Origin of the sequence: Clostridium sardiniense (assembly GCF_019753795.1) — a bacterium.
GTDB classification, from domain to species: Bacteria; Bacillota; Clostridia; order Clostridiales; family Clostridiaceae; genus Clostridium; species Clostridium sardiniense.
In genome coordinates, this window is sequence record NZ_JAIKTU010000012.1 from 1 (window position 1) to 17,198 (window position 17,198).

Annotated in this window: 13 protein-coding genes, 1 other RNA gene, 1 pseudogene and 1 other annotated feature; of the genes and pseudogenes, 1 reads left to right on the forward strand and 14 read right to left on the reverse strand. The window is 30.3% G+C overall.

What is annotated here, in order from left to right; genetic code table 11:
- From K5V21_RS19830 to cooS, 3 genes and pseudogenes are all read right to left on the reverse strand, one after another.
- Window positions 1-66 (reverse strand): annotated as a pseudogene (locus K5V21_RS19830) (IS200/IS605 family transposase); the annotation flags it as partial.
- Window positions 67-485: 419 nt separating this feature from the next.
- Window positions 486-842: a transfer-messenger RNA gene (gene ssrA, locus K5V21_RS14180) on the reverse strand.
- A gap of 460 nt (window positions 843-1,302) precedes the next feature.
- Window positions 1,303-3,219, reverse strand: coding sequence for an anaerobic carbon-monoxide dehydrogenase catalytic subunit (gene cooS, locus K5V21_RS14185; protein ID WP_221861834.1), 1,917 nt, complete (start codon window positions 3,217-3,219; stop codon window positions 1,303-1,305).
- A gap of 239 nt (window positions 3,220-3,458) precedes the next feature.
- On the opposite strand from cooS, the gene K5V21_RS14190 reads away from it, so the two are divergent.
- Window positions 3,459-3,698 carry a hypothetical protein gene (locus K5V21_RS14190; protein ID WP_221861835.1) on the forward strand — a complete coding sequence of 80 codons (240 nt, stop codon included), beginning with the start codon at window positions 3,459-3,461 and terminating at the stop codon, window positions 3,696-3,698.
- Window positions 3,699-3,771: 73 nt separating this feature from the next.
- Here the strand turns inward: K5V21_RS14190 and K5V21_RS14195 are convergent, their stop codons facing one another.
- From K5V21_RS14195 to smpB, 11 genes are all read right to left on the reverse strand, one after another.
- A complete protein-coding gene (locus tag K5V21_RS14195; protein ID WP_221861836.1) occupies window positions 3,772-5,730 on the reverse strand; it encodes an SH3 domain-containing protein in 1,959 nt (652 codons plus the stop codon).
- A 265-nt stretch (window positions 5,731-5,995) separates the two neighbouring features.
- Entirely contained in the window at window positions 5,996-6,190 is a 195-nt protein-coding gene (locus K5V21_RS14200; RefSeq protein ID WP_221861837.1) for a hypothetical protein, read from the reverse strand.
- On the reverse strand, window positions 6,187-6,396 hold the full coding sequence (locus K5V21_RS14205) for a hypothetical protein (protein ID WP_221861838.1): 210 nt from the start codon (window positions 6,394-6,396) through the stop codon (window positions 6,187-6,189). The genes K5V21_RS14200 and K5V21_RS14205 overlap by 4 nt, the downstream gene beginning before the upstream one ends.
- A 55-nt stretch (window positions 6,397-6,451) precedes the next feature.
- The gene (locus tag K5V21_RS14210) at window positions 6,452-7,000 is read right to left on the reverse strand and encodes a tryptophan transporter (protein ID WP_221861839.1); all 549 of its coding nucleotides are present in this window, start codon (window positions 6,998-7,000) and stop codon (window positions 6,452-6,454) included.
- A gap of 165 nt (window positions 7,001-7,165) precedes the next feature.
- Window positions 7,166-7,433 (reverse strand) — a binding site (T-box leader).
- 59 nt (window positions 7,434-7,492) lie between these two features.
- Window positions 7,493-9,370, reverse strand: coding sequence for a glycerophosphodiester phosphodiesterase (locus K5V21_RS14215; RefSeq protein ID WP_221861840.1), 1,878 nt, complete (start codon window positions 9,368-9,370; stop codon window positions 7,493-7,495).
- 109 nt (window positions 9,371-9,479) lie between these two features.
- Window positions 9,480-10,370, reverse strand: coding sequence for a DMT family transporter (locus tag K5V21_RS14220; RefSeq protein ID WP_221861841.1), 891 nt, complete (start codon window positions 10,368-10,370; stop codon window positions 9,480-9,482).
- Between the two features lie 275 nt (window positions 10,371-10,645).
- Window positions 10,646-12,040: an NADPH-dependent glutamate synthase gene (gene gltA / locus K5V21_RS14225; RefSeq protein ID WP_221861842.1), complete on the reverse strand. Its 1,395-nt coding sequence runs from the start codon at window positions 12,038-12,040 to the stop codon at window positions 10,646-10,648.
- A complete protein-coding gene (locus tag K5V21_RS14230) occupies window positions 12,040-12,930 on the reverse strand; it encodes a sulfide/dihydroorotate dehydrogenase-like FAD/NAD-binding protein (protein ID WP_221861843.1) in 891 nt (296 codons plus the stop codon). The genes gltA and K5V21_RS14230 overlap by 1 nt, the downstream gene beginning before the upstream one ends.
- A 100-nt stretch (window positions 12,931-13,030) precedes the next feature.
- Window positions 13,031-14,197 (reverse strand): iron-containing alcohol dehydrogenase, encoded by a 1,167-nt coding sequence (locus K5V21_RS14235; RefSeq protein WP_221861844.1) that lies wholly within the window; start codon window positions 14,195-14,197, stop codon window positions 13,031-13,033.
- 230 nt (window positions 14,198-14,427) lie between these two features.
- On the reverse strand, window positions 14,428-16,359 hold the full coding sequence (locus K5V21_RS14240; RefSeq protein ID WP_221861845.1) for a sigma-54-dependent Fis family transcriptional regulator: 1,932 nt from the start codon (window positions 16,357-16,359) through the stop codon (window positions 14,428-14,430).
- 267 nt (window positions 16,360-16,626) lie between these two features.
- Window positions 16,627-17,097 carry an SsrA-binding protein SmpB gene (gene smpB, locus K5V21_RS14245; RefSeq protein ID WP_204594885.1) on the reverse strand — a complete coding sequence of 157 codons (471 nt, stop codon included), beginning with the start codon at window positions 17,095-17,097 and terminating at the stop codon, window positions 16,627-16,629.
- Window positions 17,098-17,198 lie beyond the last annotated feature (101 nt).

Genomic DNA, 17,198 nt, shown 5'->3' on the forward strand with positions numbered 1-17,198 from the left:
AAAAACTATATGATATTTACAATTCCATTTACTATGTGCTAAACTACTATTGTCCATAACGGGCACACCTCCTTGTATTATAGTTCTGGTCGGCAAACCTACTATAATTTTACAATGGAGGTTTTTTTATTTTCTACTCACCGCTGAAAGCTTTTTAGAACCACCCGCGTAGCAGGTGGTATTCCAAATACAATAACCCTCTACAACACAATCTGTATTGTCGAGAGTTTCATGATGGAGGCGAGGCGTCATGTGCATCCATTATTTCTAATTAGCACTAACTATATCTTAAATTTTAAAATTCTTACTGTATTATAAAAGCATAATATAATTTATATCTTCTATACCACTCCTTAGCTTAAGTCTTAGTAATCTATAAACTGTTGTATTTTTTCACATGCCTATTACTATTATAATCATCAACAGTTTAATCTTTTTTCTATACACAAAAAAATCCACGATATTTCTATCGTGGATTTATTCTATGGTGGAGATGACGGGTGTCGAACCCGTGTCCGAAAGTAGTTCCGTCTAGCTTTCTACGAGCGTAGTCTGCATATTAAATTTCGCTTTCTAGAACACCTACAGACGGGTAACTAGATCGCTAGCTTCATAAGTTCCGTTCCTAGCTCAAAGCTTTGCTAAGCTCGGTTCCCCACTTATAATGACACCAGGATCCTAGACCGTGGGCAATCTAGGGCTGATGAACAGCTATATTAAGCTGCTAATGCAAAATTGTCTTCTGCGTTTATCTTTAATGCATACTTTATTATCGAGGCACCATGCTTCCCTCGGCCCGCTTACCAAACCTCACTTACCCCCGTCGAAGCCAAAACATCCCCATGTTAGGTAAATTTGATTTTGTAAAACGCTTATATTCAATTTTGTTTTATGAACTAATTATATAGCACATATTCTTCACTGTCAACTTACCTACATGCTGAAACTAATTCATATTAAGCCAAAATATTTTAATATTTTTTAAACTTACCTTAAATACATTATTTTTTCAAAATTTCATTTAATAACTTAACAACTTCATATTTATTTTCTGATGTTATATATTATACTTAAAAACATATTTTTCGCATTTTACATAAATTGTATTTTAATAATAAAATACACACCTCCTAGCGAAAATTTCACTAAAAGGTGTGTACAAATACTTAAAATCAACCGTATTCTATTTTTATTGATACTTATTTGATTTTCTACTCTTTCTAGCACTTTTATTACTCTATTGTAAATATTCTTTATTCAACAACCTAACTTTATTAAAACATAGCCAATTTATTAAAAATATTATTTAAGTCCAAGTTTTTTTCTTTTACTTATTATATGAGCTTCTATAGCCTTTGCTGCTTCAACTGGATCATCTCCTAAAGCTACCTTACCACCTGTTAACCCCTCAACATCTTCTGTAAGAAATTTTACTAATTTAGGAGCACCAGTAACAAATGGAGTAGGCGATAAATGCGTATATGCTCCATATGCTACTGCAAATATACCATCTATAGTAGCTTTTTGTTCCATCCATTCTGGAGCAGTAACTGCTATAGGAAGGTCTGGAATATCAACATGAAGATGATCTGCTAAGGCCGTAACAAGCATTGATATTCTACCTGTATCAGTACAAGTACCAAAGCTTAATACAGGAGGTATTTTAAGCATATTACATATTTCCTTTAAACCTTCTCCTGCATATTTTTCTACAGAATCTAAGTTGCATAATCCTGCTACTTCAAGAGCGTGATTACCACAACCTCCGGCCACTACTAATATATCTCTTTTTATTAATTCTTTTGTTATATTAACTGTATTCCAATCTTGAGGACCATTTCTCAAAGTGGAACAGTTTGCAAGTGCAACGACACCTTTTATTTTACCTGCTGCAATTACATCAACTAATGGATCAATTTTACCTCCAAGAACACTTAAAACAGCTTCTGTTGAAAATCCTGATATAGCTTTTGTAACATGTTTAGGAACCATAGGTTCAATTTTACCATATCTTTTCTTAAAATTATCTATTGCTATCTTAATTAAATTATCTGACATTTCATTAGCCTTTTCTGGATAATATGGAATCTTATGTTCAGCACCAGGTACACCTATTATTGTACTTATACTAACTAATGCTATTTGATATTTTTCAGCATATTGATCTATAGCTGGAGGTGAACAGTTTTCGTCCATAGCGATTGCATCTACTGTACCAGTAGCTAAGAGTGGTTCTATAGCTAGCCAATTGCCCATAAGACCAACGAATACATCATCAACTTCGTATCTTTGTAGTAATTCTTGCCCTGTTTCAATGGAACCAACTACTCTAATCCCTTTAGCACCTGCCGCTATAGCTTCATCTTTATATTCACCTTTTCTAAGTTTTTCTATTGTAATTGCTCCTATCCAAGGTTGATGTCCATTAAATACTATATTTACATAGTCAGGATCCATTATACCTAAGTCAACATCAACTTCATGAGGCATAGGAGTTCCAAATAAAATATCCTGTACCATTTCAAGGCCTATTTGTGCTGTATATATTGTAGATAGTCCTAATCTAAGACCTTTTATAGCAAGTGATACATAATCTCCATCCACATTTGTTAAACAGCTTGCAATTGAGTTTTGAACTTCATGTTCAACGCCAGAAGGATAAATATGAAGTTTTTTCCATACTGATTTTCTTTTTTGTGGAGCAAAAGCTTCCGTCATTATACTAGATTGATCAGGACTAACTTTCATCTCTTTGTCAAGAAAATCGGCTAATTGAACAGCAAGTTTATTAATATCTTGATTAGCATCTATTCCTACTTTTTCACACATCCATTTCAGTTTAGTTTCATCTTTTATTTTAAATGGAGATTTACCCTCACCAGTAGATCTAAGTGTTCTAAAAGCTTCAAATGCATGATGTGCATATGTAGCTGCACCCATTATATTTCTCATAAGAAAGTTTCTCATAGCCATGGCATCTGCTCCGATACCACAAACTCCTTTATCAGCTCCTGTTTTTTCATTAATTCTACAAGGACCTTGTGTACATAATTGACAACTTAATCCTTCAAGGCAGAATTTACATCTTATTTTTTCTTGTGGTTCCCATCTTGAAAATACACTTGAAAGTCCATCAGTTTGTATTCTCTTTAACATCTCTTCAACAGAATCATGGTAACTCACGCGACCTTCTAATTTTTCTCTAATTGTTTCACTCATATTTTATATTAATCTCCCTTCTATACTTAAATATTACTTATATAAATTAATATCATTTGATATTATTTGCCTATTTTTTAATATTATTTATATTTCTTATTTACTATATATAAAAGAGTCTTTTCAATATCTCTATAAGTACCTATTCTTAATATAATACTAAATTTTTCACTCAATTTCCCATGAATTAAACATTCATTAATGCAGATAATACATTTGAAGGTAAGGAGGTAATTTGGATGAAAGATGAAAATGGAAATCCTATAGGTGTGTTAGCTCATATAGTGAAAACCAATGTAACTGACTCTAGTGATGCAGATATGATAACTTCTCTTAATAAAGATCTAGATAATATTAAAATTAATGATAGATTTTCAAATGAGGAAATATTATCTTATATTAATCCAAGAGTAGAAACAAATAAACAGACTACATTAGCAGGCGCAGTTGATCCTTCACATGGTTATGACAAAAAATAAGATAGGCTTTTTGCCTATCTTATTACATATCTAATTATTGAATTATACTTAAATTTAATAATATTATCCTATCCTATAAAGTTATATAATCTGCTGATACGTATCCATATCCATTCTTATACTTTATTTTATGCCATCCCTTTGATGTTGATACTATTTCAACTTTAGCTCCTCTTGATAAACTTCCTATTACTTTATTCTTTGTTGAAGCTCCATTTCTTACATTTAATGCACTTGCTTTAACTTTTCCTGTCTTAGTGCTTGGAGTGTTTGTTGATGGTTTATTTGTGCTTGATGAATTATTTACACTTACATAATCAGCTGATATATATCCATATCCATTCTTATACTTTATTTTGTGCCATCCATTTGATGTTGACACTATCTCAACAGCTGCTCCCTTTGATAAGCTTCCTATTACTTTATTCTTTGTTGAAGCTCCATTTCTTACATTTAATGCACTTGCTGTTACTTTTCCAGTTTTAGTGCTTGTACTTGGAGTATTTGTTGATGGTTTATTTGTGTTTGATGAATTATTAGAATTTACAGTAACGTAATCTGCTGATACATATCCATATCCATTCTTATATTTTATTTTGTGCCATCCCTTTGATGTTGATACTATCTCAACAGTTGCTCCCTTTGATAAGCTTCCTATTACTTTATTCTTTGTTGAAGCTCCATTTCTTACATTTAGTGCACTTGCTGTTACTTTTCCCGTCTTTATAGTTTCTGGTTTTACTTCAGGTTTAGTATCTGGCTTTTCTTCCGGTTTAACTTCTGGCTTACTTGGCGTTGAATTTATAGTAACATATTCTGCTGATACATACCCAAAACCATTTTTATATTTTATTTTGTGCCATCCATTTGATGTTGATACTATTTCAACAGTTGAACCCTTTGATAAACTTCCTATTACTGAATGTTTTGTTGAAGCTCCACTTCTTACATTTAATGCACTTGCTGTTACTTTTCCTGTCTTTGTAGTTTCTGGTTTTACTTCAGGTTTAGTATCTGGCTTTTCTTCTGGTTTAACTTCTGGTTTAGTATCCGGTTTTTCTTCTGGCTTATCTGTATTACCATTTAATTTAATATTATCTTTTAAATACTTTTCAATTCCATCTGCAATTGATGTAGCTAACTTTTCTTGATATTCATCAGTTTTTAATTTACTTGATTCTGCTTTATTTGATATAAATCCAGCTTCAAATAATGATGAAGGCATATTAGTTTCTCTAAGTACAGCGAAATTTGCAGACTTAACTCCTCTATTTACTGCGCCTGTTGATTTAATTGCATTATTTTGTATATTATCACTTAAAGGCTTGTACTGAGTTTTATCTCTATGATGATATGTTTCTATTCCGTTTGCACTTTCTTGGTCAAATGAGTTTATATGGTTAGATACAAATACATCTGGAGCATATTCATTTGCAAGTTCTGATCTTTCTTCTAATGAAAGATATACATCAGATGTTCTACTCATTCTTACTTCTATACCCTTAGCTTCTAATTTTTTTTGAATTCTTAGTGCAATTTGAAGATTTAATTCATCTTCATATACTCCATTTCCATAAGCTCCGTTATCATGTCCACCATGACCTGCATCTATAAATACTTTATAATGATCTCTATCTACCGTATTTGATTTTGGTGCTGAATAAGTACTTGAACTATTTTTAGGTACATATATTTCAAATACATGAACCTTATCCCCTATTTTCTTAGTTAAATAAACAGTCCCTGAATTTTTAGGAGTTACAACTCCTTTATCATTTATAGTTATTGTATTACTATTAGACATCTCCCAATCCGGATACTTAGATAAATCTAATGATTCTCCTTTTCTTAAAGATATACCATTTTCAACAATAACCTCTTTTTGATTATACTTACTTATTGCTGATAAAAATTCTTGTTCAGTAGCTGCACTTGCATTTGCAGCTGTTCCACCAGCAAACAATGGAGCTATAGATATAGCTGCCATAAGTAATGTAGTTTTAACTATTGTATTTAATTTCCTTCTATTCATACCTTGTAATTTCTCCCCTTTAATCCCAATATATATATTCATTATTAATTAATTATTTATTCTTTATTTGTTAACATTTATCATTATAAGATAAATTTATCTATGATTCAACGATATATTGGATATTATAGGTATATATGTAGCAATATATTTAAATTTGTAATAAAACTACACAATATTAAATTTATATATTTCCTAAATAACTTTATCTTAATTAACTAAAAAGCTACTAGAATATATTAAATTCTAGTAGCTTTTTATATAATTATTCTTTTGTACTTTTCTCTGAATTTTTAATTGAATTATCAAGTCCAGCTCCAATACCTACCCCTATAGTAATCCAAACTCCAATTTTATTAAGTAGGATTCCTATAAGTAAGCCTGCCATCATTCCAACTATTATTAAGCTTCCAAAACTTTTCTTAAGACTTAATAAAACTTTATTTTCAGATACATTCATTTAATTTTTTCCTGTTTTTTATTGTTTCTTCCTCCTAACACACTCTCTAGAAGCACTCCTATTGAAGCACCAATACAAAGTCCTGCATCCACTTCAATATCTTGAAATATAAATCCACTTAACATTCCAATTATAGCTCCTATAACTATTAAGATTCCAAAACTATTCTTAAGGTTAGATACACTATTGACTCTTGACTCTCCCATCTATATTCTCCTTAAGTTATCGTTACATATATATTATATAATTAATATATTCACTCTATGCCAAAGCCCTCTTCATTGAAGTACTAACTATCTTAAATAACATACATCCTGCAATTAAATTTATAGCTACTGCTGGAATTACTACTGCAATAAATAAAGCTTCAAATCCTGCTGGTAATCCAACTAATATACTAGCTGAACCTAAGAAGGTCACACCACTTATTAAAGTACCAATTGGGAATATAATTGCACTTTGAGTCATTCTTCTCTTACTTTCTGACATATCTTTTAGCATCTTAATCTTATTCATAGCAAACATCATAATAAATACAAGATTTACAGTAACTATTTTATCTATCATATTAGGAACTTGTCCTCCAGGGAATTTAGTAGTCATAGCTGTAAATACTCCTGTTATAATTCCTGCTATTAATGAAGTCTTATAATCTCCATTATTTATAATCATTATTATAAATAGCATAACAAGTGCAAAGTCAGGTTGCATTGGCAATCCAAGTGCTGGTGTAATTTGATGAAGTATAGCTCCTATTCCAAGTAATAATGCATTAATTATCATTTTTTTAGTATTTCCATTTCTATTCATAATTTTATCTCCTTCTAATTTAAAATAATTATTTATTTGCCACTCTCCTAGAATTTCATCATTTCATAACACTTTGATCACCACCTTTACATATCTCTATCTTAGAATCTTTTAAATTCTTAATTATTAATTTTAGACAAATAAAAAAACCGTCCTATGCTAAAAACATAGGACGGATTATAAACTTTCCGCGTTGCCACCTAAATTGTGTTTAAAATTTATGTAATAAATTAAACACCACCTCAAATTCAAGTACTAACATACTCTATCCGCTATAAGGTGCAGCCCACCATAAATGCTACTCTCTAAAAATTAGATTTCGTTTTATTCCTCCAAGGTCCATTCACTAAATCTCTTCTTGCTAAGATCTCACCATCCCTAGCTCTCTTTAACGAAGCTTAACTTACCTACTCTTCCTTATCAATAGATTATCTTTATTTAATTTTCTTATACTATATATTATCAGATTTATAGTTTTTTGCAACTATTTTTTTAAATTTTCGCATAATTTATTATTCCTAATATAGATTCATAATAGAATGTTACATAATCATAATGCTCCCCACTTTCCATTTCTCTCTTAACATCAAGAACCATAGGCACATTATCTGTTATTATGTTATCTACTCCTAAATAGATCATCTTTTCTGCTTCTTCTCTATCATTTATAGTAAATACATGTACTCCTTTTCCAAGTGCATGAAGTCCATAAACGGTCTTTGCATCTACAAGAGAATATTCTAAACTAAAGAAATCTACATTTAACTTTTCAAAATCTCCTACTGCTGCAAGTACAATATATCCAATCTCCATATTAGGATTAAGTTTTTTCATTTTCTGCAATGCTTCAAAATTAGATGATGATATTATAACCTCATGTTCCATACCATTTTCTACAATTAATTTATTTACATTTTGAACCAACGGGTCATCGTTTCCCTTTGGCTTAAGTTCAATATTCAACTTAATCTTTCCCTTAGATTCTTTTAGTACTTTATCTAATGTTGGAATAGGTTCTCCCTTGTATTTACTTGAAAAGAATGAACCATTATCAAGCTTCTCAATTTCTTTTAGAGTTAATTGTCTAGGTGTTTTATTAACTCCAGCTGTTCTTTTAAAAGTGCCATCATGAAGAAGTATAATTTGATTATCCTTTGTGGTCTGAACATCTATTTCAGCATAATTAGCTCCCTGTTTTTCTGCTTCCTTTATTGCTGATAAGGTATTTTCTGGAGCAACTTCACTTGCCCCCCTATGGGCCGTTATTTGAACTTTATCATTTATTACTTTATTAAACACTGTTCTATACCCTATAAATCCACTATATCCTATAAAGCATAGTATAAGTATTGCTACAAATATTTTTGATCCTTTTCTTGATATTTTATATAAAATATTATTTTTATAATCCTCATAGGATTTAAACTCTCTCTCATCCTCCACTAGATCATCTCTAAGTGCATAATAAAGTTCTACTAAGAATGAAACAAATAATGGAGTTATTAAAAGTGATACTACTATGAAACCTATGTAAAATAATACTAATAAAATCCCTAATAATATCTTACTTTCAATAGAGTTTGGTGAAAAAATATATCCACCAATTCCAATTCCAGCTCCTAAAAATACACTTATTGCAATTGAAATGAGTATAATAAAAACAACTTCCCATAAAATTACTCCTTTTAAAAGAGTCCATTTATTTTTCTTGTATATTCTATTGCTTTTACTTACAGCTTCTTTTCCTTTTACTTTTTCTATTACAACTATTGGAATAGCTAATATCCATCTAAGTAATAATACTACTACCACAACCGCTATTAACCCAAGTAAAACCTTTCCCAAAAGTGTCTTTGAAAGTTCTATTGTTATAAAGGGTGGTATAGAATAATTTCTAATTAAAGAACTACAAAGTCCAACTCCAGTTAATGGCCCAATTACCCCTGTAATCAGAATAAGTGGTATTAATCCAATATTAAATGTATCTTTTAATATTCCAAATACATTAAAGACCCCATCTATAATCTTAATTTTTTTTCCTCTATGTGATTCTGCTCCTATATATGTTAAGGCGCCAATCTCTATAAATATCATACAAAAAGCTAATACTAGCAATATGGCTATACATATAATTCCCTCAGGACTAAGTCCAAAGGTTATAAAATCTTTATTTGTAAGATTAGCCATTCCATCTGTCTTTATAAAGTATTTAAATATTAGAAATATTATTGGCCCAAATATAAATGCAGTTAAAATTCTATAGCACATTTCAAAATATGTACATGCGAAAAAATTAAACTTAAAGTTTTTATATGTATTTTTAATAAGAGATAGCATTACTATCTTTTGCTTTTCTCTGCTGTTTTTCATATGTTTTCCCCCAATCTCTAAGTTTATTATCCTACTAAACAACAAAAAAAGCTATTAGAGGATTGTAAACTTATTCTCTAATAGCTATTATATCTATTTATTTATAAAATTAATCGGATGTTCTTGCAAGCCATATAGCTGCAATAACTATTAATAGTCCTCCAAGTAATTGAAGTCCTGTTAATGTTTCTCCATAAACTATATAAGCAAATAAACTTCCAAGAACTGGCTCTAATGCAACTAATACTGATGCAACACCTGTTTCTATATAATCTGTAGCTTTTACATATGATATGTTAGCTATAAATGTACTTAATATACCAATTGATAATATGTTAAGTATTACAAAAATAGGTGATGAATTTGTAGTTATAGCAGTATTTACTCCAGTAAAGTTTGTAAAGAATGCTAAAGCTATTGTACTAAATATAAATCCATAGATTAGCATACTATCCTTTGAGTACTTTCCATCAAAAAATCTTGGTATTACAAGTTGAAGAGCAAATAATACTCCTGTTGAAAGTCCAACTAATAATCCAACTATATCAAGATTTTCAAATCCAACTCCAAATATATTTGAAATTAAAAGACATCCTATTATTGCAAGAGCAATTACAGTTGCTTTTTTTGAAGTTATCTTTTCTTTAAAGAATATTGCATTAAAAATTGTTACCCATATTGGATTAGTAAACATAAGAACTGTTGCAACTGCAATTGGAACTCTCTCTACCGCAATATTAAATGTTGTAAATGATAATCCAAATGTTACGATACCATATATACCACTAATTATAATTCCTTTAAAATCTACCATAAAGGCTTTTTTATTAAAAATAAATAAGAATATACCAAAGCCAATTGCTGCAATTAGACATCTAAAGAATGATATACTCATTGAATCAATCCCTGCATTTCCTAGAGTTCTACTAGTTACACCCATCATTCCCCAGAATAATGTTGCAATTAATACAAGAGTGATTCCTTTTTTCTTGTTGTTCATGTAATTCTTCCTTTCATAATAAAGTATGTTTATATTTTGTGCTAAGGTTTACATTAACCCTTTACTATTCTACTATAAATTCTTATTTTTTTCTAAGATTGCTATCATTGTTTACACTTTAGTCATACTTGTCGTTAATAACTAAGAAAAATCCCTCTACCCATAACCAGACCGTGATGTTATAGATAGAAGGATTTCTAAGGTTTGTTATTCTTTGTATAACTGGATTTTAAGCTATACACAAATGAAGTTAATGTGGTATATACTTATTATCCCTAATTTTCACTTAAATATTCATCAATTGCTTTTGCAGCATCTTTTCCTGCACCCATGGCAAGTATTACTGTTGCAGCTCCTGTTACTGCATCACCACCTGCATATACTCCGTTCTTAGTTGTTTTACCTGAATGTTCTTCTGCTACTATACATTTTCTTTTATTTATTTCAAGACCTTCTGTTGTAGCTGAAATAAGTGGATTTGGTGTAGTACCTAAAGACATTATTACTGTATCTACATCCATTATAAATTCTGAACCTTCAATTTCAACTGGTCTTCTTCTGCCTGATTCATCAGCTTCTAAAAGTTTCATCTTAACGCATTTCATTCCCTTAACCCATCCATTTTCATCTGTTAAAATTTCTGTAGGATTAGTTAAAATATCAAATATTATACCTTCTTCTTTTGCGTGATGAACTTCTTCAACTCTTGCTGGAAGTTCTGCTTCACTTCTTCTATATACTATATGAGTTTCAGCTCCAAGTCTAAGGGCTGTTCTTGCAGCATCCATAGCAACATTTCCGCCTCCTACAACAGCAACTTTATTTCCTGTTCTAACTGGAGTTTTATAATCATCTTTAAATGCTTTCATTAAATTAACTCTTGTTAAGAATTCATTTGCTGAGCATACTCCATTCGCATTTTCTCCCTTTATTCCCATGAATCTTGGAAGTCCCGCACCTGATCCTATAAATACAGCTTTAAAGTCTTCATTTTCTAATAACTCATCAATAGTTATAGTTCTACCAATGATTACATTAGTTTCTACTTTAACTCCTAATTTCTTAATATTCTCAATTTCACTCTTAACTACAGTATCTTTTGGAAGTCTAAATTCTGGTATACCATAGACTAAAACTCCCCCTGTTTCATGAAGAGCTTCAAATATAGTTACATCATAACCTTTTTTAGCTAAATCTCCAGCACAAGTAAGTCCAGCAGGTCCACTTCCTATTACTGCAACCTTTATATTTTTTTCTTCTTCTTTTTCTGAAAGATCTACATTATGTTCACGCCCCCAGTCAGCCACAAATCTTTCAAGCTTACCAATTGAAACTGGATCTCCCTTTACTCCAAGTACACATTTACCTTCACATTGACTTTCTTGTGGACATACTCTTCCACAAACGGCTGGAAGAGCACTATATTTTGAAATAACTTTAACTGCTTCTTCAAAATTTTCTTCAGCTACCTCTTTAATAAATCCTGGTATATCTATAGATACAGGGCATCCTGTAACACATCTTGGATTCTTACATTGAAGGCATCTCTTAGCTTCTTTAACTGCTTCTTCTTCATTATATCCTAAACATACTTCATTAAAGTTTCTAGCTCTTTCTTTAGGATCTTGCTCTCTAACTGGAACTCTCTTCATTCTATCTTCCATATTCATTATTCTTCACCTCCGCAATGTCCACATCCACCATGATGAGTATCTCCTTCTTTTTCCTTAAGGATAGCTCTTCCTTCTTCTGTTTTATACATATTTTGTCTTCTCATAGCTTCATCAAAATTTATTAGATGTCCATCAAATTCTGGACCATCAACGCAGGCAAACTTTACTTCATCTCCAACAGTTACTCTACATGCTCCACACATGCCAGTACCATCTACCATAATAGGATTTAAGCTAACTATTGTAGGAATATTTAATTCTTTAGTTAACATGCACATAAATTTCATCATTATCATAGGTCCTATAACAATTGCTTCATCATAATGCTTTCCTTCTTCTTTAACTAAATGATTTAACATATCAGTAACTCTTCCATTAAATCCATAAGATCCATCATCTGTTGCAACATAAAGATTCTTAGCTACGTCTTTCATTTCATCTTCTAAGATTAAAAGATCCTTAGTTCTACTTCCTATTATTACATCAACATCTATACCATGCTCTTTCATCCATTTAACTTGTGGATATACAGGTGCTGCCCCAACACCACCAGCTATAAATATCAATTTTTTATTCTTAAGCTTTTCTAAATCTTCTGCAACAAATTCACTTGGTCTTCCAAGAGGCCCCACAAAATCTTTTATGTAATCCCCCACTTCATATTTTGCTAATTCCTTAGTTCCTTGTCCAACTGTTTGAAATACTATGCTTACAGTTCCTTTTTCTTTATTGAAATCTGCAATTGTTAATGGTATTCTTTCACCTTTTTCATCATTTTTAATTATTATAAACTGCCCTGGCTTTGCTGATTTTGCCACTCTCTTCGCTTCTATATCCATTAAGTATATGTTATTTGTAAGCTCTCTCTTTGAAACTATCTTATACATGTTAGCCCTACTCCTTTTAATATATTTTGCCTATTTAACTTACTAAAAGCTCCCATCAAAAGTCTTTCTGGGAGCTTTTAGATATTTTTATATTTTTAAATTAAAAGTCTACTTCTTCTCCATAGAATGATGCTTTATATATCTTTTCTATTTCTTCTGGAACTACTTTTCTTGGATTAGTTACTGTGCAAGCATCTGCAACTGCATTTTCAGCCATGAAAGCTAAGTTAGCTAAGAACTCTGCTTCATCTACTCCATATTCCTTAAATGTAGCTGGTATATTTAATTCTTTATTTAAATCTCTTATTAATTTAACCAATGACTTTGTTAATTCTTTGTCATTTTCTCCTTCTAAATTTAACATTTTAGCTATTTTAGCGTATCTTTCTCCGCATACAGCAGCATTAAATTCTATTACTGAAGGAAGCATTATAGCATTTGCACATCCATGAGGTACATGGAACACACCACCGATTTTATGAGCCATTGAATGAACTATTCCAAGAGAAACATTACTAAATGCCATACCCGCTAAACATTGGGCATCATGCATTTCTGCTCTTGCATGTTTATCTCCATCATATGATTTTTTAATATTATCTCTAACCATTTCAATTGCTTTTAAAGCTAATGGATCTGTAAAATTATCTGCTATTGTTGAAACATACGCTTCCATTGCATGTGTCATAGCATCCATTCCTGTATGTGCAACTAATTTTTGTGGCATTGTTTCTGCAAGATCTGGATCTACTATTGCTATATCTGGAGTTATATTAAAATCAGCTAAAGGATATTTAATTTTAGCTGCATAATCAGTTATAACTGAAAAAGCAGTTACTTCTGTAGCTGTTCCACTAGTTGACGCTATAGCTATAAATTTAGCTTTCTTTCTTAATTTAGGTAATCCAAATGGAACTATAGCTTCTTTAAAAGTAAAATCTGGGTACTCATAGAATATCCACATAGCCTTCGCTGCATCTATTGGTGAACCTCCACCTAATCCAATTATCCAATCTGGCTCAAAGCTTCTCATAGCTTCTGCACCTTTCATTACAGTCTCAACTGATGGGTCAGATTCAACTCCATCAAATACCATAACTTCAAGTCCTGCAGCCTTTAAGTTGTCCTCAATTTTTTGTAAGAAACCAAATCTTCTCATCGAGCCTCCACCCATTACTATAATTGCCTTCTTACCTTCAATTTCTTTTAATACATCAATTGAACCTTTTCCATGATAAATATCTCTTGGTAATGTAAAACGTGCCATAACCAAACTCCTCCTAAACACACTATATTTATAAATAATTTAAATTGTTTTCATTTACGTTATTATATATTAGCAATTACCATGCCAATGTTATAAATTTAACGATTTTCTCACAACCACGTCATTTTTTTAACAATCTTTGATTTTTACAAATAATCCACATGTACTATTTTACTACACATTTTTATATTTTATGTTAAATTTTAGGACATCGTTAGATTTTAGGACACTTAATATATATTATATTTATCAAGCTTATAATATAAAGTATTTCTACTTATCCCAAGAGCCTTTGCAGTTTTACTCATATTATAATCATTACATTTAATAGCCTTTTCAATTAATGTTTTTTCTATATCTTTTATATTAAAATCATTTCCTATTTCTATATATATACCATCCTTTGATGAAGTATTATATTCTACACCCTCTGTTGCAATTTCTTTTTCTATATCACAACCTTTAGAATCTTCATCTATATTTCCAACAAACTTATATGATATATCTCCATCTAGATTAACTATATTTTCAATACAATTTTCAAGTTCTCTAATATTTCCCGGCCACGAATAATTAATTAATTTATTATAAAGCTTAGCATTTATCTTTGGAACTTCTTTATTTAATTTAAATGCTTTTACTCTTAAGAAATGCTCAATAAGTTTTTCTACATCTCCTTTTCTATCTCTAAGAGGTGGAAGATTTATAGGAATAACACTTAACCTATAAAATAAGTCTTCTCTAAATTTTCCATTTCTAACCTCTTCTTTCAAATCCTTATTAGTAGCCGCAATTATTCTAACATCTATAGGTATCTCTTTGTCACTACCTACCCTACTAATTCTACTTTCTTGGATAACTCTAAGAAGATGTACTTGCATTTCAAGAGGCATTTCTCCAATTTCATCTAAGAATATTGTTCCTCCATTAGCTAATTCAAATTTACCTATCTTTCCACCCTTTTTAGCTCCTGTAAATGCGCCTTCTTCATATCCAAATAATTCACTTTCAATTAAATTTTTAGGAATAGCTCCACAGTTTATAGCAACAAACCTATGATCTCTTCTATAACTAAAATTATGTATAGCTTGTGCCAATACCTCTTTACCTGTTCCACTTTCTCCTTCTATTAAAATAGTAGATGGACTATTGGCTACTACTTTACAATTAGTTATAACATTTAATATTGCATCACTAGATCCTAATATATCATCAAAGGTTTTATACGCACCTGAAGATTTATTCTCTCTATTTTCTTTTTCTTTACTCATAATAATTACAGAACCTATAATTTTATCCTCTAATCTTATAGGCTTTACTGTTATTAATATTCTATTGCTTGTATCATTTAAAAACTTTATCTCTTTCATATATGTATTATAATTATTCTTTTTAAAACTTAAATTAATATTTTTCCATCCAGGTATTATGCTTTCAACCTTTTTATTTAATAAATCTAAAGATTTTAACCCAATAACTTCACAAGCAAGTTCATTAACATTATTTATACATCCATCAGAATCTAAAGTTATTATTCCTTTATCTACGTTATTTATAACACTTCCTACATAATTATAAGCTTCTTTAAGGACTTCATTTACATGTAGTCTTACTAATTCATTCTCTATAGCTTTCACTCCAAATAAAACTAATCCTAATGAGTGAGGATGTTTATTCTCCCATTCTGATGTTAGATTTAATGTCCCTATTATTTTGCCACCTTTTCCATGTATAGGTGCAGCTGAGCATGTAAGTCTTTTAAAAATATCTATATAATGCTCATCTGCGGTTACTTGAACTGCTCTATCTTCTTCTATTGCAACTGCCATAGCATTTGTTCCAATACTTTTCTCACCCATATACATTCCTGCAATTATATTTAACTTTGCATATTCTTTTACTACACTTTCTTTTCCACTTATGTGTAATATACAACCATCTTTATCTGTAAGCACTATTATAAACTTCTCATCTTTAAGAACATCTTTAAACATATTCATATATATCTTTGCTATTTTTATAAGCTCTACATTTTCTTCTAATACTATTTTTAATTCGCTATTCTTAATACTTCTTTTAGGTCCTTTATTATTTTCCTTTATTCCATATTCTCTACTTCTCTTGTGAGAACTCATTATTGTATTTTTATTATCAATCTCCATATAAAATTCCCCCTGCTACAACGTCTCGTTTTAGAAAAAAAATCCTTCTTTACTATTATAATACTAAATTTCTTGAATTCTAATTTATTTATCAAAGTTTACAAATTGGATTTACAATTTTGATTTAACTACTAAATTAGTATAATAAAAACATCATAACAAAATATGTTATAAACTAGTTTAAATTTTTAACTATCAATTAATTAAATATATAGTATTAAGCGTAATAAAAAAGAGTACTCCAATTTAATTAGAATACTCTCTTTATTAATATCTATTTCTATTTTTAAGTTCTCTTTGCATTTCTCTATTATGAGCTTTTTCTAGTAATGAATTTCTCTTATCATAGTCCTTCTTACCCTTACAAACTCCAAGTGCAACTTTAACCCTTCCATTCTTAAGATAAAGAGATAAAGGTATAAGCGTAAGTCCCTCTCTAGATACAAGCCCTGCAAGTCTTCCTATTTGTTCTTTATGAAGAAGAAGTTTTCTATCCCTTAATGGATCTACATTAAATATATTTCCTTGCTCATAAGGACTTACATGCATTCCTCTAATAAATATTTCACCAGTTCTAACTTCAGCATAACATTCTTTAAGATTTGCTCTACCATTTCTTATAGATTTAACTTCTGTTCCAACTAATTCTAAGCCAGCTTCAATTGTTTCTTCTATAAAATAATCATGTCTCGCTTTTCTATTCTCTGCTAAAGTATTTGAGTTTTTCTTTCTTACCATCTTTTTCACCTACTTTTTATTTACCACTATATAACTTAATAAAATTATATTATATATTGAGCCTATTAGCAATTATATATAAAAAGTGTATCTCTATATAT